The sequence below is a fragment of the Cytobacillus oceanisediminis 2691 genome (assembly GCF_000294775.2).
Lineage (GTDB): Bacteria > Bacillota > Bacilli > Bacillales > Cytobacillaceae > Cytobacillus > Cytobacillus pseudoceanisediminis.
This window is the reverse complement of record NZ_CP015506.1, coordinates 3,214,819-3,241,695: the sequence shown is the minus strand read 5'-3', so window position 1 is coordinate 3,241,695 and position 26,877 is coordinate 3,214,819. Positions and strand designations below refer to the sequence as shown.

Below are 26,877 nucleotides of genomic sequence, written 5' to 3'. Positions count from 1 at the left end.
AGAGCATAGTGATACCATTAATTAGCTTTTTTAAAAAGAGAAAAGATGAAGAACAGCAAAATCCAAAAATAACATTAGATCAAATAGAAGAGAAAAAGACTGAAAAGGTTGCTACCCGTATAGGTGAGTTAGGAGAATACAAAATCGATATTCAATTACATCAGCTTCCGAAAGATTTTAAGCATCTGAGCGATTTGCTAGTTGAAAACCCAAAAGCAAAGACAGGTTATTCACAGCTTGATCATATAGTGATTACTCCGTTTGGTGTCTTTGTAATAGAAACTAAAAATTATCAAGGAACCATTTATGGAGGAAAAGATAGAAAAACATGGTCCGTAAATGGCAAGTTTAAAATGATGAATCCATTTATTCAAAATTATGGACATATACAAGCATTAAAAAACTTCCTTGATCAAAAATACCATCATCTATTTATTTCAATGGTTTCCTTTACGAAACGCTGCACGTTTAAAATTGATGACCTCGAACTTAGAAAAATTGCTTCTAATGACTTAATTGTATATGACGTGGAATTATTCGATTACATACATAGGAAAGTATCGGTTCTAAAACTGCAGCATAAAGAGCCTTTGCTTAATGATAGTGAGGTTTTAATGATTTATGACGCAATTTATGCAACAAATATAACAGATCCATCAATTAGAGAGAAGCATGTGCAAACGCTAAAAGAAAGTAAGTCCAATAAAAAAGAGACAGTTACGAAGGAAAGTCAGCCGGAAAAATGTTGCGTATGTAACAAAACTGTTTCGGACAAAGTGAAAGCATTTTGTTTGTCGAATAAAAGGTTTAATGGGAAGATCTATTGTTTTGGGCATCAAAAAGATTTATACAAATAATTACTTAAAGGGAGTCGAAAATGCCTATCTACAATAAACTTGTACGAGACCGTATCCCAGAGGTTATTGCTCGAAACGGAAAAAAGTGTTCAACAAGAATATTAGATAATGAAAAATACATAGAGGAATTAAAGAAAAAGAGCTTCGAAGAGCTAGAGGAATACGTTAAAGCACAAACTGATGAAGAAGCAATCGAGGAACTGGCAGATATACTGGAAATCCTTCATGCATTGGCCAAAGTTCATGGTTCTACAATCCGGGATGTGGATGAAATCCGTAAAAGTAAAGCGGAAAAAAGAGGTGGATTTCAAGATAAAGTATTCCTAATTGAGGTTGAAGATTAATCATAAAATTTTAATGGATTGGGGAAAGAGAAAGTATGAGTCATAAACTGCAAGTTGGTGAAATGGAAGCTTCATATTTAACCGACAAAGAAATATGGGGGCACTTTAATTATATCTTTTCATCAAAATCGAGAAACTCAACAACATATAAATTCGTTTTGATTAAGTCTTTAATCGAGAATCTCTACAATGCGAATGAAAAATTGGAGCTGCATTATGATTCTTTATTTAACAGTTTTTCAAAAATTTATTGGAATCTCGTCATTCATCATGATCTTAACCAAATTAATATGGTGGGCAAGAAAGCAGAGGTTCAGAGCATTTTGCTTAACGTGCAATCAAAGCATAAAATCCCGAACACCTTTGTTTTCGATAAGCTATCAAACGAATTGCAAATCTTTATCGTGAATAAGGTAAAAAAGAAATGCAAGGTCAATGTAATGGGAGCGATATATGGAGATACCTCCGGAACTATTTTTGATTTTGATAATGAACAAGAAGTCCTCCGCTTTAATCCTGCTTTCTTTTCTTTTATGCAGCGCTATCAGCGCGTGTTGAAGTATATGTCCAACTATCAATTGGCTATTTTTCTAGAAAAGTTCAATGAACAAGGAGATACTTCTCGGCTTTTACTTAAGGTTGAAAATGTCTCCAAACGTTCATCATTAGATCCTTTTTATCAAGTGCTTGCTTCTTTCTATGGTGGGAAATGCTTTTATTGCGGTAAAACTATCAAGAAGAAGGAACAAGCCCATGTAGATCATTTTATCCCCTGGAGCTTTGTTCAAGCGGATCAGCTATGGAATTTAGTGATTGCCTGTACAGCCTGCAATCTCTCTAAAAATGATAAACTGGCAACAGATGTATTTTTGGAAACCCTGATTGATCGAAATGGAAACTTCCTTACTATGCCTGAGCTTAAAATAAGAGAAGACATGATGGTATACACAAGCAAAAAACTGAAGGATCTATATGAATATTCCATTGATAACGGATATACGGATATATGGGTGCCGAGGAAAAAGCTTGCAGGGGATTAATTTATTTTATGCAATTCATGCTATTGTACTCATCAAAGAATATATTGTAAACATATAGCCTGAGAAATTAGCTGATTATTAATTTGGTAAGTGCCATTGAAGATTTTAATAGAATTATTTTTGTAATGACTCGCACTTATTATTTAGATAAAGAATAGTCGATAGAAAAATCGACTATTCTTTTTTGTTGGTACTATTCCAATATGAATTCTTTCTTATACGCAAATTAGAGCCACATGCTTCATAACTAGATTTGGATTATTTTAAAAAAGTTCGTTCAATATATATCTACCCCATTACTCTTCTCCTTTTATGAACTAAACTGTTTTTTTACAATCATATGTGTCACAAAAGGAATCCCAGCATCGTTATATTTGTGAGCAGGACCAAGAGAGGGTGGTGAAACAAATCAAGGTAGAATGCTAAACAAAAAACGATGACAGTCAGGACATTAAGCTTAAGTTTGGGGATCCAAAGAGTTATAGTCCTAGATTACATGCTATAAGAAAATAAAATTATAAAAGAAAAGGGGTAAACAATAATGACACAACGAATTAACTACATGCAACAATCTCCAGAATTTGTTAACAAGATGATGGAACTAAGCAATACTGAGAAGGAAAGTTCAATTGAGGAGAAAATCATTCATCTCGTTCACATTAGAGCTTCACAAATGAATGGATGTGCATTTTGCGTGGATATGCATATCAAGCAGGCAAAGATCCATGGCGAGGGTGAGCTTCGCCTTTATCATATTCCGATTTGGCGCGAATCCACTCTGTTTACCCCACGCGAACGAGCAGCGCTTGAATGGACTGAGATTTTGACTAAGCTGCCTGCACACGGTGTTCCTGATGATATTTATGACAGTGTTCGTGAGCTGCTATCAGAAAAAGAACTATCAGATCTTACCTTCTCCATCATGGCAATCAATGCCTGGAACCGTATCAGCATAGCTTTCAAAACAGTGCCGGGTTCTGCTGACACAGCTTTTGGATTGACTAAAGCTGGACTATGAGTGGTATAAACCTGAGAATATGATGGGCTTTTATAGATTGAGTCAAACAAAAGGGACCGGTAGGATGGAATTAACCATCTTACCGGTCCCTGTATAAATAGAACCTGAATGCTACCTTAATACTCCTGTATGCTTCAGTTTATCGGGGTTTCGGATAATGTATATGTTGCGGATCAAATTTCCCTCTGCATGAATGATTCCTACTGTATGAATGCCGTCATGGGTTCTTATGATATAAGCAGGTTGTTCGTTAATTTGACTGATTTCCATTTGCAGGGTTCCCTCAACCATTGATGCTTTGCCTAAAACGCCGAGAAGAAAGCGAACAACGCGATCACTCGTTTTAATTGGAAAAATAGCAGCCTTTGCTTTTCCTCCTCCATCAGAGACCAGTATAACATTAGGGTCAAGCATAGAGACCATTCGCTTCATGTTCCCCTGTTTGAGTGCTGCCAGAAAGTCAGTAATCAGTTCATTAGGGGCTGTTTCAGTATGAACAAGCTCTTCAGAGGTAATCCCCATTTTTGCACGTGCACGACTGAACAGTTTACGGCAATTCACCGTGCTTTTTTCCGTAAGCTCTGCAATTTCTTCATAGTCAAAGCCCAGTGCCTCACGCAGGACAAAAACAACACGCTCCGCTGGTGTAAGCCGTTCAAGCAGGACGATCATCGCATAAGACAATAAATCACCCCGCTCGACTGATTCTATAGAATCGTCACTCGAACTCGATTGAAACAGGGGCTCTGGAAGCCATTCCCCCAAATATTGCTCCCGTTTTTTGCGCGCCGATTTTTGTAAATCATAACATCGATTTGTGACCATTTTACAAAGATAAGCTTTAGGCTCAGATAGCTTCTCCTTTGGAACATCATATAATTTCAAAAAAACATCATGCACAACATCCTCTGCATCAGAGACAGATCCTGTCAATTGATAGGCGAGCTTAAACAGCAATCCTTTATATTGCATGTACATTTCTTGCATCTTTTTCACTTCCAATCTTATTGTGCCAAATGCTGATTCTAAGCAAAGGCTACAAAAATAAAACGAGTAAAGGAGGGTTTTTGTGACAAATAGAAGATCTGCTCCTGAAATTGTACATAACTCGTGGTACTTATTATGTGATGGCTTAGGAAGAGTTTGTTTTTTTACTAACTATAAACGGCTGTGGAGTTGAAATACCACTTTCTAGTAAATATATAGCAGTAAATGAAGGGCGACTTTTTCAAAAACAGGTGAATTTACTATAAGACTTGGATTTTATATATATTATATCTGACCCACGTTGCTTGTAAGAACAAAATATGGTTAATTTGGTTATTAAATGATAAAATTTACAGTTGTAAACCCTTAAGAAATGGGGTCATAATATGAAATCCTACTGGCTATGGATCCTATTAAATATGGTTGTTTGGCCTTTTGCGATTGCTTATCTTAACCTTCCTATAAATAAATTGCCAGTTTACATATTTGGAGTGGCATTTTATTTCCTGCTATTTTTTCTCGTTCCTTTGATCGAGAAAAAGCCCATTGTTTTATTTTTCATATTAGGTACTAATACGATTATTGCAGTAGCAACCCTGTTTCCCTACAATGATCATTTTAATCCCTTTCTAATTCTCATCCTTTCCCTTCTAATCGCTGAGGGCTTTTATCGGCTACCGTTTCGATACAGTATAGTGAATGGGGCAATTGCTGCAATCGCATTAGGGTTCACCACTTTACATAGTAATCTGGGCTGGTTCCTTCAGACTTTCATAACTGTATTTATCCTTTTCCTTTTGATTGCTCTCATCCATTATAAAAAAAACAAGGATCATCTCATGGATCTGGAAGCACGCCATGAGGCTATTTTCAGTGAATTTCGCGATTTAAAACGGAGAGCTGTCTCAGAGGAGGAGGTTGCCAGGCAAGAGGAGCGGGTCCTGATTGCCCATGAAATCCATGATTCAGTTGGTCATAAGCTGACCGCCCTTATCATGCAGCTCGAAATGTTTCGTCTGCAAACCTCTACGGACGAAAAGGAAAGAGTGGAATCATTAAAGGAACTGGCTAATGAAAGCCTCAACGAAACACGCAGGGCCGTAAAATCTCTTAAGGCAAATGACACCGGCGGGCTTCCTGGCATCCTGCGGTTAATTCGCAGGCTCGAATTGGAAAATATGATGCACATTCATTTCTCCGTCAAATACGGTGCCTTTTCTGCCCCGTTGACTGGTGAACAATCCTTTGTGATCTACAGATCAGTCCAAGAAGCATTAACCAATATCATGAAGCATAGTGATGCAAAAGAAGCAGAAATCACCTTCGAAGCACCAGGCGGCAGCATATTCCGATTCGAAATTCGGAACCCAGCCACTGGAATGGAGGGCTATCAGGAAGGATTCGGACTAAGCCAAATGAGGCAGCGTTTAGAGAAGCATAATGGTGGTTTGAAGGTGTACCAAACTGAAGGACATTTCATAGTTACCGGATTCATTAAAATAAGGTAGTTCTCGTAAAGGCTTTTGAACGCTTATTTAAGTATAATCTCTGAGTTGATTGAAGCGGAAGGTGCGAGACTCCTGTGGGAGTAGCGAACCAGGGGAGACCCCGCAGACGCGCAGCGGCGAGGAGGCTCCCGGTAGCCCCACGGAAAGCGAGTGCCTGCAGCGGAAATCAACGGGCAAAATTCAAAGAAAATCTATGAGAATAGAGGTGAAAACCATGATTCGAATACTCCTGGCAGAAGACCAGGTAATGGTAAGACAAGGCTTAAAAATGATGATTGAAACCGAACCGGAGTACAAAGTCACAGGCGAAACAGATAACGGCAAAGAAGCCATCGCCCTTTGTGAAAAAAGGCAATTTGACATTGCCATTCTTGATATCCGCATGCCTGTAATGGATGGACTAAAAGCGGCAAAGATCATCCAATCACGCTGGCCCCATACCAAAATCCTAATGCTAACAACCTTCGATGACGATAATTATGTCATGGAGGCCCTTCGAATAGGCGTGAGCGGCTACATCCTAAAAAACGGTGACACGGATTCACTGCTCCGTTCGATCCGCAGTGCACTAAAGGGCGGATTATCCATAGAAGAAGGGGTGGCTGCAAAGGTCGTCCCTCAATTAATGAAACAGCAGGACACAAAGGAACCAGATCCTTCTCTAACACCCAGGGAACGTGCCATCCTAAAATGCATTGGAGAAGGGCTCAGCAATAACGAAATCGCAGAACGGCTCGCCATTTCCACAGGCACCGTAAAAAATAATACAAGCCAGATTTTGACGAAACTGGATTTAAGAGACCGGACACAGCTCGCCATCTATGCCATCCGCCATAACCTTGTCTAATTCAGATAAAATGATGAAAGTAATGGTGAAATACATAACTCGTGACGGGAGACAGTAGTGATGCTGTTTCCTTTTTTATATCTTAAATGTATCAACTAAATAAAGGAGTGTGGAACCATGCTCGAAACAGTAAAACTGACGAAAAGTTTTAAAGATAAAAAAGTGGTGGATGAAATTAACCTATACCTGCATACAGGCGAATCAGTCGGTTTGCTCGGGCCGAACGGCGCAGGTAAATCAACGACGATTTCCATGATTGCATCCCTCATTAAGCCGACTTCCGGGGATGTGAAGCTTGACGGAAAAAGCACGATTCAAAACCCTTCTGATCTCAGAAAAGTGCTGGGGGTAGTCCCGCAGGAAATCGCATTATACGAGGAGCTATCAGCCTATGAAAATCTGAAGTTTTTCGGAAAAGCCTACCGGGTGGAGAAAGAGACCTTAGAAGTCCGAATTCAGGAAGTGCTGGACATGGTTGGCTTAAAGGATCGCCAAAAGGAACTGATTAAAACCTTTTCCGGCGGAATGAAACGAAGAATCAACATCGCTGCTGCACTGCTTCATAATCCGAAAATCCTCATACTCGACGAACCGACTGTCGGCATTGACCCCCAGTCACGAAACCATATATTAGAAACGGTTCGGGAATTAAATCAAACCGAGGGCACTACCGTCCTGTATACGAGCCATTACATGGAGGAAGTCGAGCAATTATGCAATCGGGTCTACATTATGGATCACGGAAAAATTATCGCAACTGGCAGCAAGGAAGAATTGCTGAGTATTTTATCCAGTGAAGATACCATCGGGGTTCAGCTCAGCAAGAGAAGTGAAGCATTCACGGACAAAATTAAAACACTGCCAGATGTCCTTCAAGTAGAACAAACGAGTGAGGGCCTTCGCATTCTGGCAAAAAAGAATCATCATCTTTTGAGCAGCCTTGTGCACACTGCTGAAAAAGAAGGCATTCAAATTATGAACTATCAAGTCGAAATTCCAAGCCTGGAGGACGTCTTTCTGCACCTGACAGGTAAAACATTGCGGGATTAAGGAGAGGTGAAAAATGGGCGCTTTTATTAAAAAAGATCTTCTGGTTTTCTGGAGAGACCGCAAAGAGATCTTAATGGCATTATTGCTCCCCATCCTGATCATTGTGATCTTGAATTTTGCCTTTTCTGGCCTTTTTAAGGATGAAAAAGCGATGCAAATAGATATTTCAGTGGTGCAGGAAGATAATGTGAAGAAGGGGAAGGAACAATTTGCAGCTGCTGTGGAAGCGAAGGGATTATCCTCCGAAGAAAAAAGTGTACTACTTGCAGAAGCAGATAAGCTTGATCCTGTAAAGCTTATTCATGATTTTCTGAACAGCTCTGATTTGAAGGATTGGGTGACTGTAAAAAACTTCAGTGAACAGGAAGCGGCGGAACAAGTGAAAAACGGGGATCTGGATGCGATTATTAAAATTCCAGAAGGGTTTACGTTTGAATCGTTATCCGGTGTTCTATTAGGGGAAACATCTCAAGGGTCCGTAACGATTTTATCCGAGGAGGAATCGTCAGAAGTCAGCACGCTTCAAGAAGTTGTCCATACCTTTGTAAATACGGTAAATACGCAGTTTGCCCTTGGGAGTAAAGGAGTCCAGGCTACGGGAGAACCCATTTTGCCAAAGGGAGGCAAGGAAGTGGTTGAAGGCGATGATGGTGCGGATGCGTATACGATTTCCCAATATTTCTCAATCGCAATTGGTACCCTTTTTGCCTTATTTATGGCTCAAACGGTTTCGTTAAAAACGATGACAGAAAAGCGGGAGCAGGTGTTCAATCGGATTTTATTAACGAATAGCCATCCGCTGTCCTTCTTAATTGGGAAAACGGTATCCGCTTTTATTCTCGCCATTCTGCAAATCGCGATTACCCTGACGGTTGTTCAATTGCTGTTAGATGTATTTCCGGATAAATCATTCACGTTTTGGGCGGGATTAATGGTTGTCCTGATCGCATTTGCCTTAACGGTAGGGGGACTTTCCGCTTTATTTACGGCTCTAACACTCCATCTAAGCGACACCAACGCAGCAAGTGGTATATCTACCCTGGTCATTATGGGGTTTGGCGTTCTGGGCGGAAGCTTCTTCCCGCTGGAAGGACTTCCGGACCCGATTCAAAAAATCGGCGAATGGACACCGAATGGCCTGACACAGACAGCCCTTATTGAATGGGTTCAATATAGTCATTTCAATGACTTGCTTTTCCCGATTATTTTTCTAATGGGTGTATTTATCATTTGTTTTGCCATCAGTGTGTCAATCTTTCCAAAAAGGGGGCGAAGCTGATGTATCCAGTGTTTTACGCGCAATTTCTAAAGGACAAACGAAAACCGCTCCTAATCCTGACATTTATTGGCCTGAGCATCTTAGCTACCCTCATTTTTGGAAACTCAGCCTGGCAGACGAATACCACTGTTTCTGTGTTTGCCTCCGGGCCAAATGCAGAGGAGATTGAACAAAAATGGGTAAAGTTATTAAATAAGGATAATGAAAATACCGAATATGTTATATCAGAAGAAGAGGAAGCACGTGAACAGGTTAGAGAGGGAAAAAGGGATGTTGCCATTCTATTGATGGAAGAGGATTATCGCTTAATAACCGCCTCTGATATGCCCAATATCCAGCTGATCGAGCAGGAGGTCCATAAAGTATTTATGGAGGAAGCACAGCTTCAGGCGATTGCAGGCTCTGCTGATACAGCTGAATTAAGAGAAGAAATCGATCGCTACCTGGAAAAACCGCCCCTGACCGTTAACACCGAAAGCGTGAATGGCGGAGAATTGACTAGCCATAATATGGGGACCCAGCTGCTGTTTGGCTTTACCCTGTTTATTGCCATGTTCACCATTGGATTTAAGGTTAATGGCATAAATGCGGATAAAGTCAGCGGGGTATGGAACCGTCTGAACCTTTCACCAGTAAGTAAAACCAATATGTATACCGGTCATCTGCTGTATAGCTTTTTCATTGGTTTTTTTCAAATGGCCGCTGTTTTTCTGGTATTCGAATATGTCATGAACTATGAAATAGGGCCGCTTTCCCTTATTCTGACGATTGCCGCCGTGTTTACATTTAGCAGTGTAAGCTTGGCTATGCTGGTTGCCGGCTTGACCAAAACGCCGGAAAAGTTCAACATGGTTTATCCATCTGTTATTCCGATTATCCCGATTATCAGCGGTGTGTATGTGCCGCCGGGTGTAATGGATAATCCGGTATTCACCTTTATTGCTGACCTTTTCCCTATGGGTTATGCGCTTGAGGCGATGATGGATGCTGCTCTTTTTGATGCAGGCTGGAGTGATATTCTGCTGCCGGTTTCGTTTATGCTGCTGATTGCCGTTATCTATATGGGGATTGGGATTAATTTAGGGGAACGGGGCAGGAGGTAAGCATGGGATGGGTTCTTTCGCTAACCCTTTAGCTCTCTTCCTTATGAATAGAAATTAAAATAGACAAATCGGGACATTGTCTCGTTTTGTCTATTTTTTGAACGTTTTTTTCACAGAATTGCTAGTATTATTGACTTCTTTTTTTGGCACGAATAAAGGAGATGAAATAAATTTTCCAAGGAGTCTGCATCTTAGCTTTCCCTTTGCACTAATTCATAACTTCAATGACAGAGGGGCCTGGTTTCAGGGAATCCAAGAGGATTACCGTTAAATTAAATTACGACAATTTCCAAGCAGGAATTAATGAGTGGAAGTTAAAAAAGTAACTCATTATGACGTGAATGACAGAATACAAAGCTAATATTGTTATATAGGTAAGAAACCAAATAGGCAAAGGTTTTTTCATAAAAAGATAGAGCAGAAACATCCCAACAGGAAAAGGTATTAAAACAATTAACCAGATGGGGGCACCTAATGCTTCCGTAATGGATCCTAAAGACACTACTGAAGTACCGATTATGAATGCTGCTAGAACAGAAATAGCATTCTTTGTAAGGATACTGCCGAAAAAATAAGACAATGAAGTAAGAGATACAGCTAGAACAAAACTTAAAAAATAGTTCATAGTAACCACCTTTGAATTTATTACTAAATTATACCAAAAACACCAAAGGCGAAATGTTTTATTTTAGTAAATATTTTAAGCAATTTCATTTACTTTTTTTTCTCAGCTCTATAAGCAAAAAGCAACTGCTAAAGCCAAAGAGAAATAAGAACTCGAAACCATGATGGATGCTGCTCTCTTTGGTGCTGGCTGGATTCTTCCGTCTGCAAAATAGAAATCCTTTTTAGTAGGAACATAAGTAGACAAATCGAGACACTGTCTCGTTTTGTCTATTTTTTTCGAGCAAAATTATACAAAAATTGCTGAATTTAGCGGCTTGCTATCTTGGCACGGTTCTTGCAATTAATTTAGTTGAAATCTATTTTTCCAAGGAGGCTGAAAGAATGAAAGCATTGGAAAGCAGTAAAGATGTAGCTTTATCAAAGGAGAAAGCCCAGTGGATGTATCAAAAAATGGTTGAGATCCGTCAGTTTGAGGATCGAGTTCATGAGCTGTTTGCAAAAGGAATCCTGCCGGGATTTGTTCATTTATACGCAGGTGAGGAAGCGGTCGCTGTTGGGGTTTGTGCGCATTTAAATGACAAGGACAGCATAACAAGCACCCATCGCGGACATGGGCACTGTATTGCGAAAGGCTGTGATTTGGATGGCATGATGGCTGAAATTTATGGAAAAGTCACAGGGCTATGTAAAGGCAAGGGAGGTTCCATGCATATTGCCGACTTTGATAAAGGCATGCTTGGAGCCAATGGAATTGTAGGTGGAGGATTTCCGCTCGCCTGTGGTTCAGCACTAACAGCCAAGTTTAAAAAGACTGATAATGTAAGCGTTTGCTTCTTTGGTGACGGTGCCCAGAACCATGGGACTTTCCATGAGGGAATTAATCTGGCTGCGATCTGGAAGCTTCCGGTTGTTTTTGTTGCTGAAAACAATGGATATGCGGAAGCGACGCCATTTTCGTATGCATCGAGCTGTAAGTCCATTGTGGACCGGGCAATTGCCTACAATATTCCTGGCATCAAGGTGGATGGGAAGGATGTTCTGGCTGTTTACCAGGCTGCTGAAGAAGCTGTTCAGCGGGCAAGACGCGGGGAAGGTCCTACACTTATTGAATGTGTGACATACCGGAATTATGGCCATTTTGAGGGAGACGCCCAAACCTACAAAGCAGATCAGGAAAAAGCAGAGCACAAGCAGGATAAAGATGCCATTCTCCTCTTTAGAAATCATTTGTTGAATGAGCAGCTGCTTGCTGAAAGGGAAGTTGAGGCAATTGAAAAATCTGTTGAGGCAGCAGTGAATCAGGCTGTAAAGTTCAGTGAAGAAAGTCCATATCCGAATGCATCCGAGCTGCTAACGGACGTATATGTCTCTTATTAGTTTTAAGAGTATACAAGACAATGTTTTGACTAAAGGACACTTTAAATAAAAGGAGGAGTCTTTCATGACAAGAAAGGTAAGTATGTCAGGGGCCATCAATGAGGCTATGAAACTGGCGATGCGCAAGGATGAGAATGTCATTCTAATGGGTGAGGATGTTGCCGGCGGAGCTCAGGTGGACCATTTGCAGGATGAAGATGCATGGGGCGGTGTGCTTGGGGTTACGAAAGGTCTTGTCCAGGAATTTGGGCGGGAGCGGATTTTAGATACACCGATTACGGAAGCGGGATATATGGGAGCAGCGATGGCTGCTGCATCTACCGGACTGCGTCCCATTGCCGAATTAATGTTTAATGATTTTATCGGCAGCTGCTTGGACGAGGTTTTAAATCAGGGGGCAAAATTCCGTTACATGTTTGGCGGAAAGGCCCAGGTTCCGGTCACGATCAGAACGATGCATGGCGCCGGATTTAGAGCCGCTGCCCAGCATTCTCAAAGTTTATATGCACTATTTACTGCAATCCCTGGTGTGAAAGTGGTCGTTCCATCAACCCCATATGAAGCAAAGGGTTTATTGCTTGCTGCAATCGAAGATAATGACCCTGTCATCTTTTTTGAAGACAAGACCCTCTATAACATGACAGGTGATGTCCCGGAAGGCTATTATACGATTCCAATCGGCAAAGCAGATATTAAAAGGGAAGGTTCAGACGTGACGGTTGTAGCCATAGGGAAGCAGGTTCATACCGCATTGGAGGCTGCGGAACAGCTTTCTCAAAAAGGAATTGAAATTGAAGTTGTCGATCCGCGGAGCCTTTCGCCATTGGATGAAGAAGCGATTCTTTCATCAGTAGAAAAGACAAATAGACTCATTGTGATTGATGAAGCGAATCCTAGGTGCAGTATAGCGACAGATATAGCCGCACTGGTGGCTGACAAAGGATTCGATTACCTTGATGCACCAATCAAACGGATCACAGCTCCTCATACTCCCGTACCATTCTCTCCGCCGCTTGAGGATATTTATCTGCCAAAAGCAGAACGAGTGGTGAAAGTGGTATCGGAGTTATTAGGAACACCTCTTGAAGTGTAATGGGAAGGCGGGATAACCATGTCAGTAGAAGTTGTAATGCCAAAATTGGGAATGGCTATGAAGGAAGGAACGGTATCCATATGGAACAAGCAGGTCGGGGATCGGGTTGGAAAAGGAGAACCGATTGCAAGTGTCAGCTCGGAAAAAATTGAAATTGATGTAGAATCTCCAGCAGAAGGAACATTATTGGAAATTGCCGTTCCTGAAGGGGAAGGAGTCCCGCCGGGAGCTGTTATTTGTTATATCGGCCATCCTGGTGAAAAAATTGCTCCGGTGAGTGCCTCTGTACAAACTGAGGAGACTAAAGCAGCTGCCGAATCTCCAGTAAAAGAAACACCAGAGAAGAGCAAGCAGGTGAAAACCGGTGGAGACCGCGTAAAAATCTCTCCAGTAGCCAGAAAAATGGCAGAAGCGGGCGGCATCAATATTAGTGAAATCCAGGGCACAGGACCTGGAGGAAGAATTACAAAGGAAGATGTCCAGGAAGCTTTGAAACAATCCCGTGTGCAAAAGGTAGAAGAGAAGCAAATGGACAAACCCGCCTTGGAAACAGCTGAAAAGGCCCAGGAAATGAAGGTTTCTGGCATTCGAAAGGTTATTGCAGGCAGAATGCATGATAGCCTGCAGCAGACCGCACAGCTGACGATAAACATGAAGGTGGATGTGACGGAATTAATCTCATTGCAGAAGCAAACAGCCGAAACGGTCCAAAACCGTTATGAGAATAAACTGACGGTGACTGACTTTATCGCTCGGGCAGTGGTGCTTTCGCTTCAGCAGCATCCGCAAATGAATAGTGCCTATATCGATGAAACAATCCATTTATTTAAGCATGTGCATCTTGGAATGGCAGTTGCTATTGATAAGGGCTTAGTTGTTCCAGTTATTCGCCATTCTGAAAAGTGTTCACTCATTGAATTGTCAAGTAGCATTAAAACGTTGGCACAGAAGGCAAGAGTTGGGCAGCTGAGCAGCGAGGAGATGCAGGGATCTACCTTTACGATCAGTAATCTTGGCTCTTACGGTGTGGAACATTTTACCCCAATCTTAAATCCGCCGGAATCAGGGATCCTTGGGGTCGGAGCTGTCTATGATACGCCGGTTTTTAAGGGGGAAACAATAGAAAAAAGAAGCATCCTGCCTCTCAGTCTGACGTTTGACCACCGTGTCCTTGATGGAGCACCGGCAGCAGCGTTTTTACAAACAGTCAAACAGTTTTTGGAAGAGCCGGTTACGATGCTTTTATAGAAAGAAGGGAATGCTTTGGGATCGATCGCCATTATTGGAGGTGGACCTGCTGGATATGTAGCTGCCATTACGGCTGCCCAGCAGGGACAGGAAGTGACCATTATTGACCAAGGGCCTCTTGGAGGAACATGTTTAAATGAGGGCTGTATGCCTACAAAATCTCTGTTAGAAAGTGCTGAAGTGTACAGCCAGCTATATCATGCCAATAAGTTTGGGATTCGTCTGCCATCTGGGCTAATAGAAATTGATTGGAATGCGGTCCAGGATCGTAAAAACAGGATCGTTTCAACTCTTGTTCAAGGGATTCAATATTTAATGAAGAAAAATAAAGTGAAGGTAATTAAAGGAACGGCCTCTTTCAAGACAAGTCAGGTTCTGCAAGTTGTGAGCAATGGAAATCAGCAAGAAATGAAGGCCGATAACATAATCATAGCGGCAGGTTCCGAACCTGCCCCATTGCCCTTCGCCCCCTTTGATGGGGAATGGGTGATTCATAGCGGCCAGGCAATGTCGCTTCAGTCGATTCCATCCTCGCTGCTGATTGTCGGCGGTGGTGTAATAGGCTGTGAGTTTGCCAGTATTTTCAGCAGAATGGGCACAAAAGTGACCATTGTCGAGATGGCGGGTCAGCTCCTTCCAGGCGAAGATGAGGATATCGCTAGGGTCTTACATAAACAGCTTGAAGAAGACGGCGCAGCGATTTACACTTCTGCTGCTCTCAAGCATTTGGAAGCAGCCCGGAAGAAAGCGTTCATTGAAGACGATAAGGGACTCCATGAAATTCAGGCAGACCGGGTTCTCGTTTCCGTTGGCCGCAAGCCTAGAGTCAATCACTTGGGTTTAGAAGGTGCAGGGGTTGACTTTTCCAATCAGGGGATCCATGTTAATGACCATATGCAAACAAACATCCCTTCCATTTATGCATGCGGTGACGTAGTCGGTGGAATTCAGCTTGCCCATATGGCTTTCCATGAAGGAAAAGTGGCGGCTTTAAATGCCTGTGGGATGGATGCTGTAGTTCATGCCAGCGCTGTTCCCCGCTGTATTTACACATCACCTGAAATCGCAAGTGTTGGCTTAACAGAAAAGCAGGCGAGAGAAAAATATGGTGATATCAGAATGGGTGAGTTTCCATTCTCGGCAAATGGCAAGGCGCTAATCGCCAATGAACAGGCTGGAAAAGTAAAGGTTATGATCGATCCGGAATTCGGGGAAATCGTCGGAATTTCCATCGTGGGAGCTCATGCAACAGAGCTTATTGGGCAAGGAGCTGTCATGCTTCATGCAGAATTGACAGCAGACCTGATGGAAAATTTCATCGCCGCCCATCCAACCCTTTCTGAAGCCGTTCATGAAGCGCTGCTAAGTGCTGTTGGTCATGCTGTTCATGTATAAAAGGGGGGATTTGATTGAAAGCTGCTCTTTGGTATAACACAAAAGATATCCGTTTGGAAACAATTCCTGAGCCTTCTCTTGAAAAGGATCAGGTGAAAATAAAGGTTTCTTATTGTGGCATATGCGGGTCAGATTTGCACGAATATTTGGCCGGTCCCATTTTTATCCCAGTAGAAGAACCCCACCCCATATCGAAGGACAAGGCGCCGATTGTCATGGGTCATGAGTTTGCCGGGGTGGTCGCTGCCGTTGGGGAAGATGTAACTGGAATAGAAGTGGGGGACCGCGTGTGCGTAGAACCGATTTACAGCTGCGGAACATGCCGCTCTTGCCGGAAAGGACACTATAATGTTTGTGAACATTTAGGTTTTATCGGTCTTTCCGGCGGATTAGGCGGCTTTTCAGAATACAGTGTGGTGCCATCTAAGATGATTCATAAAATTCCGGACCATATGACATGGGAACAGGCAGCTCTAGTTGAGCCGGCAGCTGTTGCCGTTCACGCTGTCCGCCAAAGTGACATGAAGATTGGGGATTCAGTCGCAGTTATTGGAACAGGGCCAATCGGTTTATTGGTTATTCAAGCAGCTAAGGCAGCGGGTGCAAGTAAAATCGTTGCAGTCGAGGTTTCCCCGGAACGAAGGGATTTTGCAAAACAGGCTGGAGCAGACCTTGTCATGGATCCTTTAGAAAGTGACCCCATTCAAGCCATAAAAGAATTTACTGATGGGCTTGGAGTTGATGTTGCATTTGAGGCAGCTGGCATCGAGGCTGCTATTCATACCGCAATTGAATCGACAAAACCGGAAGGGAATGTAGTGAATATCAGTATATGGGAAAAACCTGCCAGCATTCCGGTAAACCAATTTATTTTAACAGAGAGAAAGATGACTAGTATCATAGCTTATCGAAACATCTTCCCGCAAGTTATTCAATTGCTTGCGAATGGGCAAATGAAAGCAACAGAGTTCATCACGAAAAAAATTTCCCTTGATCAAATCGTTACTGAAGGGTTTGAAGCACTCACGAAAAATAAAAACCAAATTAAAATATTGGTAGATCCATCATTATAAGATCATTTCAGGCTTCGTGCTAATGCGCGAAGTTTATTTTTTGAATATTCATAATAATGAACCGCTGCTTATTGAAAGCGGATACATAATTTAATATAATAAACTTGAAAAATGCCTATTAACACTCAGAGACTCATGTTCAAATGAAATAAATGTATGCCGGAAAATTTTTCTGAATAGAGGGGGCTCCATGGATACTACTTTTTATTTTGATACTTGGAAGCGATTTGTTCATGAAGGTGTTCTTGACCAATCACGATTAGACAAACGAATTTTGGAATCCTGGTACCGATGTAAAAAAGAAAGAGTAAACCCATATTTGAATAAAGGCATGCATTTATTAACTGAAGAGGAATTACATAATAAGAAAGCTCAAAATTCACTGCTTATTGAAATGACTGACCCGTATTTAAAAAAGATGGAACCGATGATAAAAAGTTCTGGCATGATGGCATTATTGGTCGATCCTGATGGATATGTATTATCCCTATTAGGGAATGAAAAAACCTTAATGGATGCCAGCAGAATTAACTTTATGGAAGGCGTAAGCTGGACTGAGGGCGCTGTCGGGACCAATGCAATCGGAACGGCATTGGCAACAAAAGAAGCAGTCATGATTCAGGGCCCTGAGCATTATTCTGTAGCTTCTCATCAATGGAGCTGCTCTGCCACTCCCATTATGGACGACCATGGAAGATTACTTGGACTCATCGATGTTTCATGTCCCGTAGAGCAATCTCACCCTTTTATGATTGGCATGGTTACTTCCATTGCTTATGCGATTGAAAAAGAATTAATTAAGAGATCCCACAGAAAAGAAATCACAATGGTCCGGCAAGCATCTCAATTAGCTGAGTCCCATCACAGCCAGCTCTTCATTGTATGTAATCAGCACAAACAAATCATATCCGCGAGTAAACCCGTCCGTGAGAAAATACCGCAGGTCATTGGAATGAATCTGCAGGAATTACTGCATAACAGATACCGGATCAAGTCTGAAATGCCTTTCTATACAAAGGAAGACAACTGTATGAATGGAATCTGCCTTTTCCTGTCAGAAGTGAATGTGCCTCATCAAAAAGCTTGCTTCCTCCCCTCAAGACCAGAAGACTCCTTTGTATTTAATGGGGAATGTGGAGTAAGTGAGATTTTCCAGAACACTTTAAAGAAAGTAAAACTCGTTGCTCCAACAGATGCTACCGTATTTATCTCAGGGGAAACGGGTACAGGCAAAGAGTTGATTGCAAGGGCCATTCACGATAACAGCCCTCGCAAAAACGGCCCTTTTATCTCGTTGAATTGCGGCGCTATTCCTAAAGACCTGATGGAAAGTGAACTCTTTGGGTATGCAGAAGGGGCTTTTACCGGGGCAAAACGTCAAGGAAATAAAGGGAAATTTGAACAGGCTCAAAGGGGGACGATTTTTCTTGATGAAATTGGTGAAATTCCTCACACGATGCAGGTAGCTTTACTGCGTGTCCTTCAGGAAAGGAAAGTCACCCCTATTGGCGGAACCAAAGAAGTTCCTTTGGATGTCCGGATCATAACGGCGACACATCGTGACATTACTGACCTTGTAAAACGGAGAGAATTCCGTGAGGACCTCTACTACCGGTTAAATGTATATCCAATTGATGTTCCGCCTCTAAGAAATAGAAAAGAAGATATCCCGCATCTCATTAAGCATATTTGCCAAAAGAACAATTGGAGCATAGGCAGCTTAGACATACAAGATCTGATTACCAGATTAAGTGACTATGACTGGCCAGGAAATATAAGGGAATTGACCAATTTGATCGAACGGCTGCACATCATGCTCCCGGAACAACAGTCAGACTACACCATTTTAGAACAGCCTTCAGAGCTATTAAACTTAAATTATTCTTCCGCTTCAGCGAATCCGTTTGAAGAAGACAAAGTGGAAGAAACAAGCTTAAACACACGTGAGAAAATCCAAAGGGATTTAATGCTGGACGCTTTAAAACGGACAAATGGAAATGTAACAGCAGCAGCAAAATTCCTTGGCATCCCACGAAGTACTTTTTATAAAAGGCTGAAGAAGTTTGGAATGTGATTTTGAGAAACTAAGGACGGTTCTTTTGCTTTCGGGAAGAAAGCTAGGGAACCGTTTTTGACATGTATCTGTATGATGGAAGATTCCATTGGACTGCCCAAGAGGTGCAAAACTCTCGGTGTGTTTAAGAATTCACTCACCGTAGTAGGGCACATTTATTATTTAGGATAGACACGGTCCCTTCTCTGTAAGGTCGAATCCAATCATTAACCTATTTAATCTTAAGGCTGTTTTCGCAAAATGGTGAGACCCCACAGGCGCTGCGAGCCGAGGAGGCACACCGCCCGCCCCGTGGTTCGCCGAGCATCCTGGAACGGAAATCAACCTCTCCTCACTATTTGTTTTTTAATCACAAAATCATAAAAAACAACAATCTTTTAGAAAAGAGCCAACTTTAAAAAAGAGCTGCAGCTTATTCGAGTAGCTCTTTCGTAGACATTCCATTGAAAGGGTTGGCACCAAGACGTCAGCTTTACTCCATGTTTACTATCCCATAAACCCAAATAAATAACTTGATAAAAAATAAAAATATGCTTTTAAATCCAAACCAATAAGTCTATTATAGTTATTAAAATTAAAAAAGGAGATTCATATGAATTCATCTATTCAAGAACAACTTCAAGTATTTAGAGAAAGTCAAAAAAACAGGGGGCGGCTGCTTATCAATTGTCCTGATCAACCGGGTATTGTGGCTGCTGTATCCAAGTTTCTGTTCCAGCATGATGCTAATATTATTGAATCGAGTCAATATTCGACAAATCCGGAGGGTGGCACCTTTTTTATACGAATCGAGTTTGAATGTCCTGGTTTACAGTCGAAGGAAGAAGAGTTGAAGAGTCAATTTAAGGAAATCGCAGAAACATTTTCAATGGAATGGAAATTAGCATTTGTTTATGAATTGAAGAAGACAGCTATTTTCGTATCAAAAGAACTTCATTGTTTACGTGAGCTGTTATGGGAATGGCAAAGTGGTGATTTGCTTACCGACATCGCTCTTATTGTGAGCAATCACGAGGAAGCAAGAGAGATTGCAGAATCCTTGCATATTCCATTCTTCTGCATACCAGCAAGTAAAGAAAATAGAGTTGAAGTTGAAGAAAGACAGCTGCAGCTTTTAAAAGAATTTGATATTGACTTAATCATCTTAGCAAGATATATGCAAATTTTGACGCCAGCCTTTGTTGGGGCTCATCCATTCAAGATTATTAATATTCATCACTCTTTCCTTCCTGCATTTGTTGGTGCGAGGCCATATGATCGAGCCCATCAGCGCGGAGTAAAAATAATTGGGGCAACGTCTCATTATGTTACAAACGATCTTGACGAAGGACCAATCATTGAACAAGATATCAAGCGTGTTGACCACCGGGATCATATAGATGATTTAAAAAAGAGCGGACGTTCTATTGAACGAAGTGTTCTTGCCAGAGCGGTTAAATGGCATTTAGAAGACCGGATTATTGTTCATGAAAACAAAACAATTGTTTTTTAAGGAAAAGGAGCAGTAATGAGTGCCTGTCCCTCAGTTTAGTAATGCATTTTCATGTGACCCCCCTGTCAAGTAGACATGGAAATATTAAAAAAGCTTTAGGCAGCTTTAGCTCTATTCCATAGGGCTAAGGCCGTTTAAGTGTTTTTGGTTTCTGCTGAAGGTTTTACCGAAATGAAATGGCAAGATCTTGTACGACGATTAGACGAGGGATCAGCTTAGTGGCAAAATGAGATTGAGGCAGTCACGGAATCAAAATTGCATGAATAAATCCCCCATTTTCCTGTAGACGCGCTTTGGTGGGGGGCGTTATCAAATTTGTGCTCACATAACACTTATCATATTGGACAGATCATCTATATTCGAAAAGTCCAGGGTTCCAGGCAAAGTAAAGAGTAGAAAGAAAAGAGGATGGATACAATGGAGCGGAAGGAATATGAATGGGTCAAAGAGAATCGAGAAGTGCTTTTGGACTTTTGCAGTAAAATGGATCCAAAAGATTTTACGTGTGAAATGGGATTCGGCTGGCAGAGTGTGCGTGACACACTTGTTCATATAGCGAATTGTTATCATGGCTGGCTAGGATCATTTGTTTTATTAAAAACGAAGGAGCCTATCACGCCTGGAGAAAACATTCCGACAATCGGTATCGAGGAAATCAGGACACTGTTTGAACAAGCAGATGCTTATGTGTATGAAGTTCTTGAGTCATTTTCTCAAAAAATGGATGAGTCAATCGTGCAGCCTATTCCTTGGAGAGAATCAACGGAGGAGATTTCAATGACTCCTCGAAAACTGTTCATGCATTCTGTCACTCACGAATACCATCACAAAGGACAGATAATGGCGATGGCCCGCCAGTTAGGGTATGAACCGCCAAATACAGATGTTCTGGGGACGAGAGAGTAGATTTAGATAAGAAAGGATGCCCAATGGTGATATACGTAATATGATGGGCACCCTTTGTCACTTTTAAGACTAAAATTAAAATGATCTTTCCTTTTTTAGTTCTTTACTCCTGTATGATGAATAACCCGTTCCATCGCTTGAATATGCCCCAAATGGTTTGCCTCATGAAATAACGCAAATTCGGCTAATTCACCAAAGGTTTCAAGTCCCAGAAATGGTTTATCCAGCTTTTCATTTAACCGTCCAGCTGGAATTTGCTGGATCCGGGCCAATTGATCCTTCAGCTGGATAATGAGCTCATCTGCTTCAGGTATATCACCTTTCCAATCAGCTGGCTTAGTACCGTTTCCAAATAATTCAATATAGTTTGCAGGGATATGGGTCGTTTTGCGGGGAAAGCCGAACATAAACTGTTCACAGACCGTTAATACATGGCCAATATGCCAATGGATCGTGTTGTTAAAACCGTCTGGCTGTATACTTGCTACATCCTTTGATACGGACTCGATCTTTTTAATAAAATAACCTCTTGTCTTCTCAAACTGTTTAAACACTAGTTCATTCATTCTTTTCTCCCCTTCCAAATATTCTCATCTGTTAATATACCAAAAATCCGGAAAGATTAGGAGTGTTAATGGACTGAAAAATTGATTTTTGTTTTCTTTTATATACGGCGAAGGTTTAGTAAATGGCAGGACCTTATATCCAACCAATTATAATGTCACTTACACAACGTTAAGCAAACCAGTAAGCTTTTCTTTATCAAACCGGTTGATGATATGCTGTGGGGAACATTAACCGATTCCTATATACAATCATTAGCCGTAATCAAAGAATTGAAATTGGATTAGGAAGTCGTCTATGCGAATGGTGGCGCAATCGCTCTGGGACATCCAGTTGGAACGAATGGAGCCCGAATTGGTTATTCTCTGGCGCTGGAGATGAATGAAGGGGAATATGAAATATGGGCTTGGGTCACTTTGTATAGGCGGTGGGCAAGGAATTGCGCTATTACTGGAAAAACCTTAGATTACACACTTTATTGGTTAGATACACAGTATGAGAAAGACAAAAGGAAAGCAGCCCCGGGAGGCTGCTTTTTGTGCGGAAGGGTTTGTCAATTTAAGCTTTCAGCTGGATTTACGCCAATCATAGCAACGCATTTATTCTGCCGGATAAAATAAAATCATACTGACACGTGCCAAAGATTTCCCTGAATTATGATAGGTATGGGGCCGATCCGCTTTGAATCTGATGGAGTCACCGCTTTCTAATGTATATTCATCGTTATTAACCCGTATGGTGATTTTCCCATCAAAGACCACAATCAACTCTTCGGTTCCTTCGATATGTGGTTCAGCGCTAAGGTATCCGCCTTTGTCCATTTCGACGGTGTACACTTCAAATCGCTTATCGTTTTCAAAAGGAAAGTAAGGATATACCCGATACTTGCCATGATCCTCTGATAATGTCTGAATTTCCTTCTTTAAAACAACTTGAGTATCCGGCTGAGGATGATTAATCAGGGAGGTAAAAGAGATCTTTAGACCATTTGCAATCTTCCAGATGGTTGTGATCGTAGGGCTTGATTCGCCCCGTTCAATTTGGCCGATCATCGTTTTGCTTACTCCCGTTAATTCGGCCACCTTCTCTAAACTTAATTTTTTGTTTTCCCGAAATGCTTTTAAATTTTTAGCCAGAATTAAATGAATTTCCTCCATATCTGCATTCCTTTCATCTGTACAATATAACGTCCGTAATATACAATATATAGTAAATCGTTATATTGTCGTTTCTGTACATTATAACATACATGCAGAGGAGGAAAGCAGCTGTGTCTTTATTATCTTTTTTCTTATATGTTTTTGTTACCAGCTTTACACCAGGTCCAAACAATATTATGGCCATGGTATTCGCTAACCGGTTCGGTTTAAGAAATACGATTCGATTTTGTTTGGGCGTAAGCGCAGGGTTCTTTGTCATAATGATCCTTTGCAGCTATTTTAATCTATTGCTTCATCAATTCATTCCAAGGGTTGAATTAATCATGACCATCATTGGGGTCATTTATATGCTGTTTTTGGCTTATAAAATCATGACAAGTAAATCGGATGACCAGAACAATAATGATGATAAGCATAACGGCTTTTTTATCGGGATGCTTTTACAATTTATTAATCCAAAGGGGATCTTATATGGGGTTACAGTGATATCAACCTTTATCCTTCCATACCATACCTCACATACGAGTCTGATATTCTTTTCCATTTTCCTTGCATTTGTTGGTTTCCTGAGCACCTTTTGCTGGAGTGTTTTTGGATCGATTTTTCAATCCTTCCTGGCGAAGTATAGAAGTCAGTTTAATATGATAATGGCTTTATTGCTGGTGTATAGTGCCTGGTCGATTCTTGTGGGGTACTTCATTCGGTAAATGATTGAGCGGTCTTAATAATGGGGTACAGCCAAATGCTGTACCCCATACATGTTCAGTAGGTTTTATCCATTTTATTTATCATAAGTTGCCTTTATAATATTAACAAACTATTGAAAGAAATAAGAAATTCATAGATAAGTATTTATCCAAAGGGGGGAATCTTATGATTACAGTCAAAGACTTTGCTGATGTGTTAGAAAGGGATCATATTTTGCTGGTGAGCGGCGGCAGGCAAAATATGAATAAAGAGATTGCTTACTTAACCAGCATGGAGCTTACGGAAAAAACATCCCGTATGAAAGAAAAAGGGTTTGTTATGACTACGTTTCATGCATTTAAAGATGTGAAGCAAATGATTAGCCATTTAGAATGGATGCAGGAGATCGGAATCAGTGCAATTGGTTTTCATACAGCAGCATTGAAAACAATTCCAAAGGAAGTTATTGATTACTCCCATACCCATTCTTTCCCGCTTTTTGAAATCCCCCAAGAGGTCCCTTACTATGTCATCCACGAAAAATACAATAAGCTAGTCAATCAGAGGGAAAATGAACAGGCTTCAAAAATCCATAAATTAAATGAAAAACTGATGGAAATTGTTCTGCTGGAAAAGGATTTAAATTCAATTGTAAAAGTAATAGGAGAATATATAAACAATGTTGTGTGTGTGTTAGACCCATATTTTGATTTGATGGCGTATTGGAAGACGAAAGAGCAAACCAGAGATGAGATTAAGCACCTGATTAATTTAATCATAAACCAGCATAAAGAGAACGTGTTAAAAGTGCGCTTCACCAATCGTGAAACCAATATAGCAGTGAAAATGGATGGTCTTGCTGAACAGATTTTCAAGGTAGCCCCGTTGTTTTCTAAGATGAACTTTCTTGGTTATCTGATTATTTGTCAAAATGGAACAGTGGATAAGTATTCAGAAGAGGTCATTAAGAATGGTATTCGTGCTTTAAGCTTAGCTGCCTATAATAAAAATACATTGCTCCATTATCAAAAAAGCAAAGATATCGAAATGCTGGAAAGTATTTTTCAAGGTGAGTCCGATGATAAGAGTCTATCTGACTTTTATATGGATCTTAAGAAGGTAAGATGTATTTTCCAGGTGCAATCCTCCTCTCCGGAAACAATTCAGTCAAAACTTCAAATGCTCTCTGAGAGTTTAATAGAAAATGAAACAAACTCCCGATTATGGATTTATAACAGAAAAATTGTCGGGGTGATTGATTCGATTTTAGACAGAGATAGGTTAGCAAAAATGCTGACAGATTATCCAGGAATCCGTATCGGTGTAAGTGCGATAGACGAGGTGAACCATTGCAGTAAATTGAAAGCGATGTATGACCAATCATCAGTTGGATTGCTGCATGGCCAAATCCATGATGAACAATTGGTGTTTTGGGATGAGATGGGGATTGAAAAAATCGCCTATAACTTACAATCCCATCATTTGTTTCAAAACTTTGATGAAGAATTACTGGGTCCATTGTTTGCCTATGATCAGGAAAAAAATGCTTCCTTAACTGAAACGCTGTATACATACTTAAAACACTTTTTCAATCTGCAAAAATCGAGCGGTGAATTATTTGTGCATCCCAATACGGTAAAGTACAGATTGCAGAAAATAAACGAAATAATGCAAGTAGATATTCAAAATCCATCCAATTATTCCATGCTGATGCTGGCATTTTCCATACACAGCTATAAACAGAAGGCAGATCCATTTCAATAGAATTGTTTAAAAGGGACAAATTACTGTCTCTTTTTTGTTTGTAGTGTACAATGATAAAAAATCTTTCTATTGTTATAATTTTGAATAATCAAACAATAGGAGGGCTTTACAATGCCGGCAAACACGAAATGGATCTTAATAAATGGCAGCATTATTGACGGGCTAAATGATGAGGTGGTGGAGAATTCATACATTAAGGTTGAAAATGGGAAAATTACAGAGGTGCAGCGAGGGGAGCCAGGTGAAAAAGAAGGGTTTGAAGTCATTGATTGTACCGGAAAACATATACTTCCCGGCCTGATTGACTGTCATGTACATCTCGTTTGGAATGGCAGTGCAGACCCGCAATCTGTCATAAAAAACGAAGAAAATGACAGAATCGCTTTAGAAGCCTACAAGCATGCATTAGATACACTGAAATTAGGAGTCACTACGGTAAGAGATTTGGGTGCACCGGATCGCACTGTATTACATGTAAGGAATGTCATTGATTCCGGCTTGCTTGCAGGACCTACCATTATTGCTTCTGGAGCACCTATTTGTATGACAGGCGGACATGTTTATTATTTAGGCTATGAATCGGACGGGCCGGACGAAGTCCGCAAGAATACTAGAAGGGTGCTTAAAGAAGGGGCGGACCTGGTGAAGGTGATGGCAACGGGCGGTATTTATACCAAAGGGGAAGAACCTGGTTCCGTCCAATTAACAATTGAAGAACTGAGTGCTGCAAAAGAAGAGGCACTTAAGAAAAATAAGAAGGTCTCCGCCCATGCAGATGGAATTGAAGGAATCATGAATTGTTTAGAGGTCGGGATTGACACAATTGAACATGGAATTTACGCAGATCGTCAGGCTCTTGAAATCATGAAAAATCAGGGAACCTTTTTAGTGCCGACAATGGCTGTCATGAGACAGCTTATTAGCAGCCCGGACATTCCGGCATATGCTCTTGAGAAAGCGAAGCAGGTAGTGGGACCGCATTTCTCGATGCTGCAGGAGGCTGTTCAAATCGGAGTGAAGATTGCGACAGGTACTGACTGTGGCTCTCCATTAACCCCGCCTCGCTATTATTATGATGAATTAGCGATTATGCATGAAGCGGGAATGTCGGAAATGGAAGTCATCAAAGCATCTACGAATGTTGCCGCTGAATGCCTTGGGATTGAAGATCAGCGCGGCAGTATTTCTCCAGGAAAATTTGCCGATCTGCTGATTGTAGACAGCAATCCTTTAAATGATTTAAATAGTTTGCGGGAAGATAAGCTGGTTATGAAAAATGGTGTTTTGGTCAGCTGAAGTCTTCACGATGCTGAAACGGAAACTGCAACGGGGCTCTGCAAGTACGGGGTCTCCCTTGGATACCATTAAATAGGAAACATGGATC

23 protein-coding genes and 2 pseudogenes are annotated in these 26,877 nt (G+C 41.1%); 22 read left to right on the top strand and 3 right to left on the bottom strand.

Going from position 1 to position 26,877, the window contains the following annotated elements:
* The first annotated feature begins 8 nt into the window (after positions 1–8).
* The 4 genes from A361_RS16290 to A361_RS16275 all read left to right on the top strand — a co-directional run bounded on the left by A361_RS16290 (position 9) and on the right by A361_RS16275 (position 3,259).
* Positions 9–857 carry a nuclease-related domain-containing protein gene (locus tag A361_RS16290; protein ID WP_019382262.1) on the top strand — a complete coding sequence of 283 codons (849 nt, stop codon included), beginning with the start codon at positions 9–11 and terminating at the stop codon, positions 855–857.
* Positions 858–877: 20 nt separating this feature from the next.
* A complete protein-coding gene (locus tag A361_RS16285; protein ID WP_019382261.1) occupies positions 878–1,201 on the top strand; it encodes a nucleoside triphosphate pyrophosphohydrolase in 324 nt (107 codons plus the stop codon).
* 35 nt (positions 1,202–1,236) lie between these two features.
* Positions 1,237–2,241, top strand: a complete 1,005-nt coding sequence (locus A361_RS16280) for an HNH endonuclease (RefSeq protein WP_019382260.1) — start codon at positions 1,237–1,239, stop codon at positions 2,239–2,241.
* Positions 2,242–2,782: 541 nt separating this feature from the next.
* Positions 2,783–3,259 carry a carboxymuconolactone decarboxylase family protein gene (locus tag A361_RS16275; RefSeq protein ID WP_019382259.1) on the top strand — a complete coding sequence of 159 codons (477 nt, stop codon included), beginning with the start codon at positions 2,783–2,785 and terminating at the stop codon, positions 3,257–3,259.
* A 111-nt stretch (positions 3,260–3,370) separates the two neighbouring features.
* Here the strand turns inward: A361_RS16275 and sigJ are convergent, their stop codons facing one another.
* Positions 3,371–4,246, bottom strand: coding sequence for an RNA polymerase sigma factor SigJ (gene sigJ, locus A361_RS16270; RefSeq protein WP_019382258.1), 876 nt, complete (start codon positions 4,244–4,246; stop codon positions 3,371–3,373).
* 386 nt (positions 4,247–4,632) lie between these two features.
* On the opposite strand from sigJ, the gene A361_RS16265 reads away from it, so the two are divergent.
* The 14 genes and pseudogenes from A361_RS16265 (at position 4,633) to A361_RS16200 (ending at position 21,318) form a co-directional block, all read left to right on the top strand.
* Positions 4,633–5,754: a sensor histidine kinase gene (locus A361_RS16265; RefSeq protein WP_019382257.1), complete on the top strand. Its 1,122-nt coding sequence runs from the start codon at positions 4,633–4,635 to the stop codon at positions 5,752–5,754.
* A gap of 214 nt (positions 5,755–5,968) precedes the next feature.
* Positions 5,969–6,601, top strand: coding sequence for a response regulator transcription factor (locus A361_RS16260; protein WP_019382256.1), 633 nt, complete (start codon positions 5,969–5,971; stop codon positions 6,599–6,601).
* Positions 6,602–6,718: 117 nt separating this feature from the next.
* A complete protein-coding gene (locus tag A361_RS16255; RefSeq protein ID WP_019382255.1) occupies positions 6,719–7,651 on the top strand; it encodes an ABC transporter ATP-binding protein in 933 nt (310 codons plus the stop codon).
* A gap of 13 nt (positions 7,652–7,664) precedes the next feature.
* Positions 7,665–8,930, top strand: coding sequence for an ABC transporter permease (locus A361_RS16250; protein ID WP_019382254.1), 1,266 nt, complete (start codon positions 7,665–7,667; stop codon positions 8,928–8,930).
* Complete coding sequence (locus A361_RS16245) at positions 8,930–10,033, top strand: ABC transporter permease (RefSeq protein WP_019382253.1); 1,104 nt, start codon at positions 8,930–8,932, stop codon at positions 10,031–10,033. Before A361_RS16250 ends, A361_RS16245 begins: the two co-directional genes overlap by 1 nt.
* A gap of 1,008 nt (positions 10,034–11,041) precedes the next feature.
* The gene (locus A361_RS16235; protein ID WP_019382251.1) at positions 11,042–12,037 is read left to right on the top strand and encodes a thiamine pyrophosphate-dependent dehydrogenase E1 component subunit alpha; all 996 of its coding nucleotides are present in this window, start codon (positions 11,042–11,044) and stop codon (positions 12,035–12,037) included.
* Positions 12,038–12,101: 64 nt separating this feature from the next.
* Positions 12,102–13,130 carry an alpha-ketoacid dehydrogenase subunit beta gene (locus A361_RS16230; protein ID WP_019382250.1) on the top strand — a complete coding sequence of 343 codons (1,029 nt, stop codon included), beginning with the start codon at positions 12,102–12,104 and terminating at the stop codon, positions 13,128–13,130.
* An 18-nt stretch (positions 13,131–13,148) separates the two neighbouring features.
* On the top strand, positions 13,149–14,378 hold the full coding sequence (locus tag A361_RS16225) for a dihydrolipoamide acetyltransferase family protein (protein WP_019382249.1): 1,230 nt from the start codon (positions 13,149–13,151) through the stop codon (positions 14,376–14,378).
* 15 nt (positions 14,379–14,393) lie between these two features.
* Entirely contained in the window at positions 14,394–15,773 is a 1,380-nt protein-coding gene (gene lpdA, locus A361_RS16220) for a dihydrolipoyl dehydrogenase (protein ID WP_019382248.1), read from the top strand.
* A gap of 14 nt (positions 15,774–15,787) precedes the next feature.
* Complete coding sequence (locus tag A361_RS16215; protein ID WP_019382247.1) at positions 15,788–16,846, top strand: 2,3-butanediol dehydrogenase; 1,059 nt, start codon at positions 15,788–15,790, stop codon at positions 16,844–16,846.
* Positions 16,847–17,036: 190 nt separating this feature from the next.
* Positions 17,037–18,920 carry a sigma-54-dependent Fis family transcriptional regulator gene (locus A361_RS16210; RefSeq protein ID WP_019382246.1) on the top strand — a complete coding sequence of 628 codons (1,884 nt, stop codon included), beginning with the start codon at positions 17,037–17,039 and terminating at the stop codon, positions 18,918–18,920.
* 592 nt (positions 18,921–19,512) lie between these two features.
* A complete protein-coding gene (gene purU / locus A361_RS16205) occupies positions 19,513–20,412 on the top strand; it encodes a formyltetrahydrofolate deformylase (RefSeq protein ID WP_019382245.1) in 900 nt (299 codons plus the stop codon).
* A gap of 276 nt (positions 20,413–20,688) precedes the next feature.
* Positions 20,689–20,808, top strand: a pseudogene (locus A361_RS30930) (DltD domain-containing protein); the annotation flags it as partial.
* Between the two features lie 21 nt (positions 20,809–20,829).
* On the top strand, positions 20,830–21,318 hold the full coding sequence (locus A361_RS16200; RefSeq protein ID WP_019382244.1) for a DinB family protein: 489 nt from the start codon (positions 20,830–20,832) through the stop codon (positions 21,316–21,318).
* 95 nt (positions 21,319–21,413) lie between these two features.
* Here A361_RS16200 and A361_RS16195 read toward each other — a convergent pair whose 3' ends face one another.
* Positions 21,414–21,884 (bottom strand): DinB family protein, encoded by a 471-nt coding sequence (locus A361_RS16195; protein WP_019382243.1) that lies wholly within the window; start codon positions 21,882–21,884, stop codon positions 21,414–21,416.
* A gap of 246 nt (positions 21,885–22,130) precedes the next feature.
* Here A361_RS16195 and A361_RS31505 point away from each other — a divergent pair.
* Positions 22,131–22,347 (top strand): annotated as a pseudogene (locus A361_RS31505) (acetyl-CoA C-acyltransferase); the annotation flags it as partial.
* 134 nt (positions 22,348–22,481) lie between these two features.
* On the opposite strand, the gene A361_RS16190 reads toward A361_RS31505, so the two are convergent.
* Positions 22,482–23,039 carry a helix-turn-helix domain-containing protein gene (locus A361_RS16190; protein ID WP_019382242.1) on the bottom strand — a complete coding sequence of 186 codons (558 nt, stop codon included), beginning with the start codon at positions 23,037–23,039 and terminating at the stop codon, positions 22,482–22,484.
* A 113-nt stretch (positions 23,040–23,152) separates the two neighbouring features.
* Between A361_RS16190 and A361_RS16185 the strand changes: the two genes are divergently transcribed.
* The 3 genes from A361_RS16185 (at position 23,153) to A361_RS16175 (ending at position 26,789) form a co-directional block, all read left to right on the top strand.
* A complete protein-coding gene (locus A361_RS16185; RefSeq protein ID WP_019382241.1) occupies positions 23,153–23,749 on the top strand; it encodes a LysE family transporter in 597 nt (198 codons plus the stop codon).
* A gap of 166 nt (positions 23,750–23,915) precedes the next feature.
* A complete protein-coding gene (locus A361_RS16180; RefSeq protein ID WP_019382240.1) occupies positions 23,916–25,493 on the top strand; it encodes a helix-turn-helix domain-containing protein in 1,578 nt (525 codons plus the stop codon).
* A gap of 111 nt (positions 25,494–25,604) precedes the next feature.
* Positions 25,605–26,789: a metal-dependent hydrolase family protein gene (locus tag A361_RS16175; RefSeq protein WP_019382239.1), complete on the top strand. Its 1,185-nt coding sequence runs from the start codon at positions 25,605–25,607 to the stop codon at positions 26,787–26,789.
* The last annotated feature ends 88 nt before the right edge of the window (positions 26,790–26,877 follow it).

Excerpts from the sequence above, each read along its gene's own strand:
- A361_RS16285 (WP_019382261.1), top strand. The coding sequence starts at position 878 with ATGCCTATCTACAATAAACTTGTACGAGACCGTATCCCAGAGGTTATT.
- A361_RS16280 (WP_019382260.1), top strand. The coding sequence starts at position 1,237 with ATGAGTCATAAACTGCAAGTTGGTGAAATGGAAGCTTCATATTTAACC.
- A361_RS16255 (WP_019382255.1), top strand. The coding sequence starts at position 6,719 with ATGCTCGAAACAGTAAAACTGACGAAAAGTTTTAAAGATAAAAAAGTG.
- A361_RS16275 (WP_019382259.1), top strand. The coding sequence starts at position 2,783 with ATGACACAACGAATTAACTACATGCAACAATCTCCAGAATTTGTTAAC.
- A361_RS16250 (WP_019382254.1), top strand. The coding sequence starts at position 7,665 with ATGGGCGCTTTTATTAAAAAAGATCTTCTGGTTTTCTGGAGAGACCGC.
- A361_RS16260 (WP_019382256.1), top strand. The coding sequence starts at position 5,969 with ATGATTCGAATACTCCTGGCAGAAGACCAGGTAATGGTAAGACAAGGC.
- A361_RS16190 (WP_019382242.1), bottom strand. The coding sequence starts at position 23,039 with ATGGAGGAAATTCATTTAATTCTGGCTAAAAATTTAAAAGCATTTCGG.
- A361_RS16235 (WP_019382251.1), top strand. The coding sequence starts at position 11,042 with ATGAAAGCATTGGAAAGCAGTAAAGATGTAGCTTTATCAAAGGAGAAA.
- A361_RS16200 (WP_019382244.1), top strand. The coding sequence starts at position 20,830 with ATGGAGCGGAAGGAATATGAATGGGTCAAAGAGAATCGAGAAGTGCTT.
- A361_RS16180 (WP_019382240.1), top strand. The coding sequence starts at position 23,916 with ATGATTACAGTCAAAGACTTTGCTGATGTGTTAGAAAGGGATCATATT.
- purU (WP_019382245.1), top strand. The coding sequence starts at position 19,513 with ATGAATTCATCTATTCAAGAACAACTTCAAGTATTTAGAGAAAGTCAA.
- A361_RS16230 (WP_019382250.1), top strand. The coding sequence starts at position 12,102 with ATGACAAGAAAGGTAAGTATGTCAGGGGCCATCAATGAGGCTATGAAA.
- A361_RS16245 (WP_019382253.1), top strand. The coding sequence starts at position 8,930 with ATGTATCCAGTGTTTTACGCGCAATTTCTAAAGGACAAACGAAAACCG.
- A361_RS16195 (WP_019382243.1), bottom strand. The coding sequence starts at position 21,884 with ATGAATGAACTAGTGTTTAAACAGTTTGAGAAGACAAGAGGTTATTTT.
- sigJ (WP_019382258.1), bottom strand. The coding sequence starts at position 4,246 with ATGCAAGAAATGTACATGCAATATAAAGGATTGCTGTTTAAGCTCGCC.
- A361_RS16210 (WP_019382246.1), top strand. The coding sequence starts at position 17,037 with ATGGATACTACTTTTTATTTTGATACTTGGAAGCGATTTGTTCATGAA.
- A361_RS16265 (WP_019382257.1), top strand. The coding sequence starts at position 4,633 with ATGAAATCCTACTGGCTATGGATCCTATTAAATATGGTTGTTTGGCCT.
- A361_RS16175 (WP_019382239.1), top strand. The coding sequence starts at position 25,605 with ATGCCGGCAAACACGAAATGGATCTTAATAAATGGCAGCATTATTGAC.
- A361_RS16225 (WP_019382249.1), top strand. The coding sequence starts at position 13,149 with ATGTCAGTAGAAGTTGTAATGCCAAAATTGGGAATGGCTATGAAGGAA.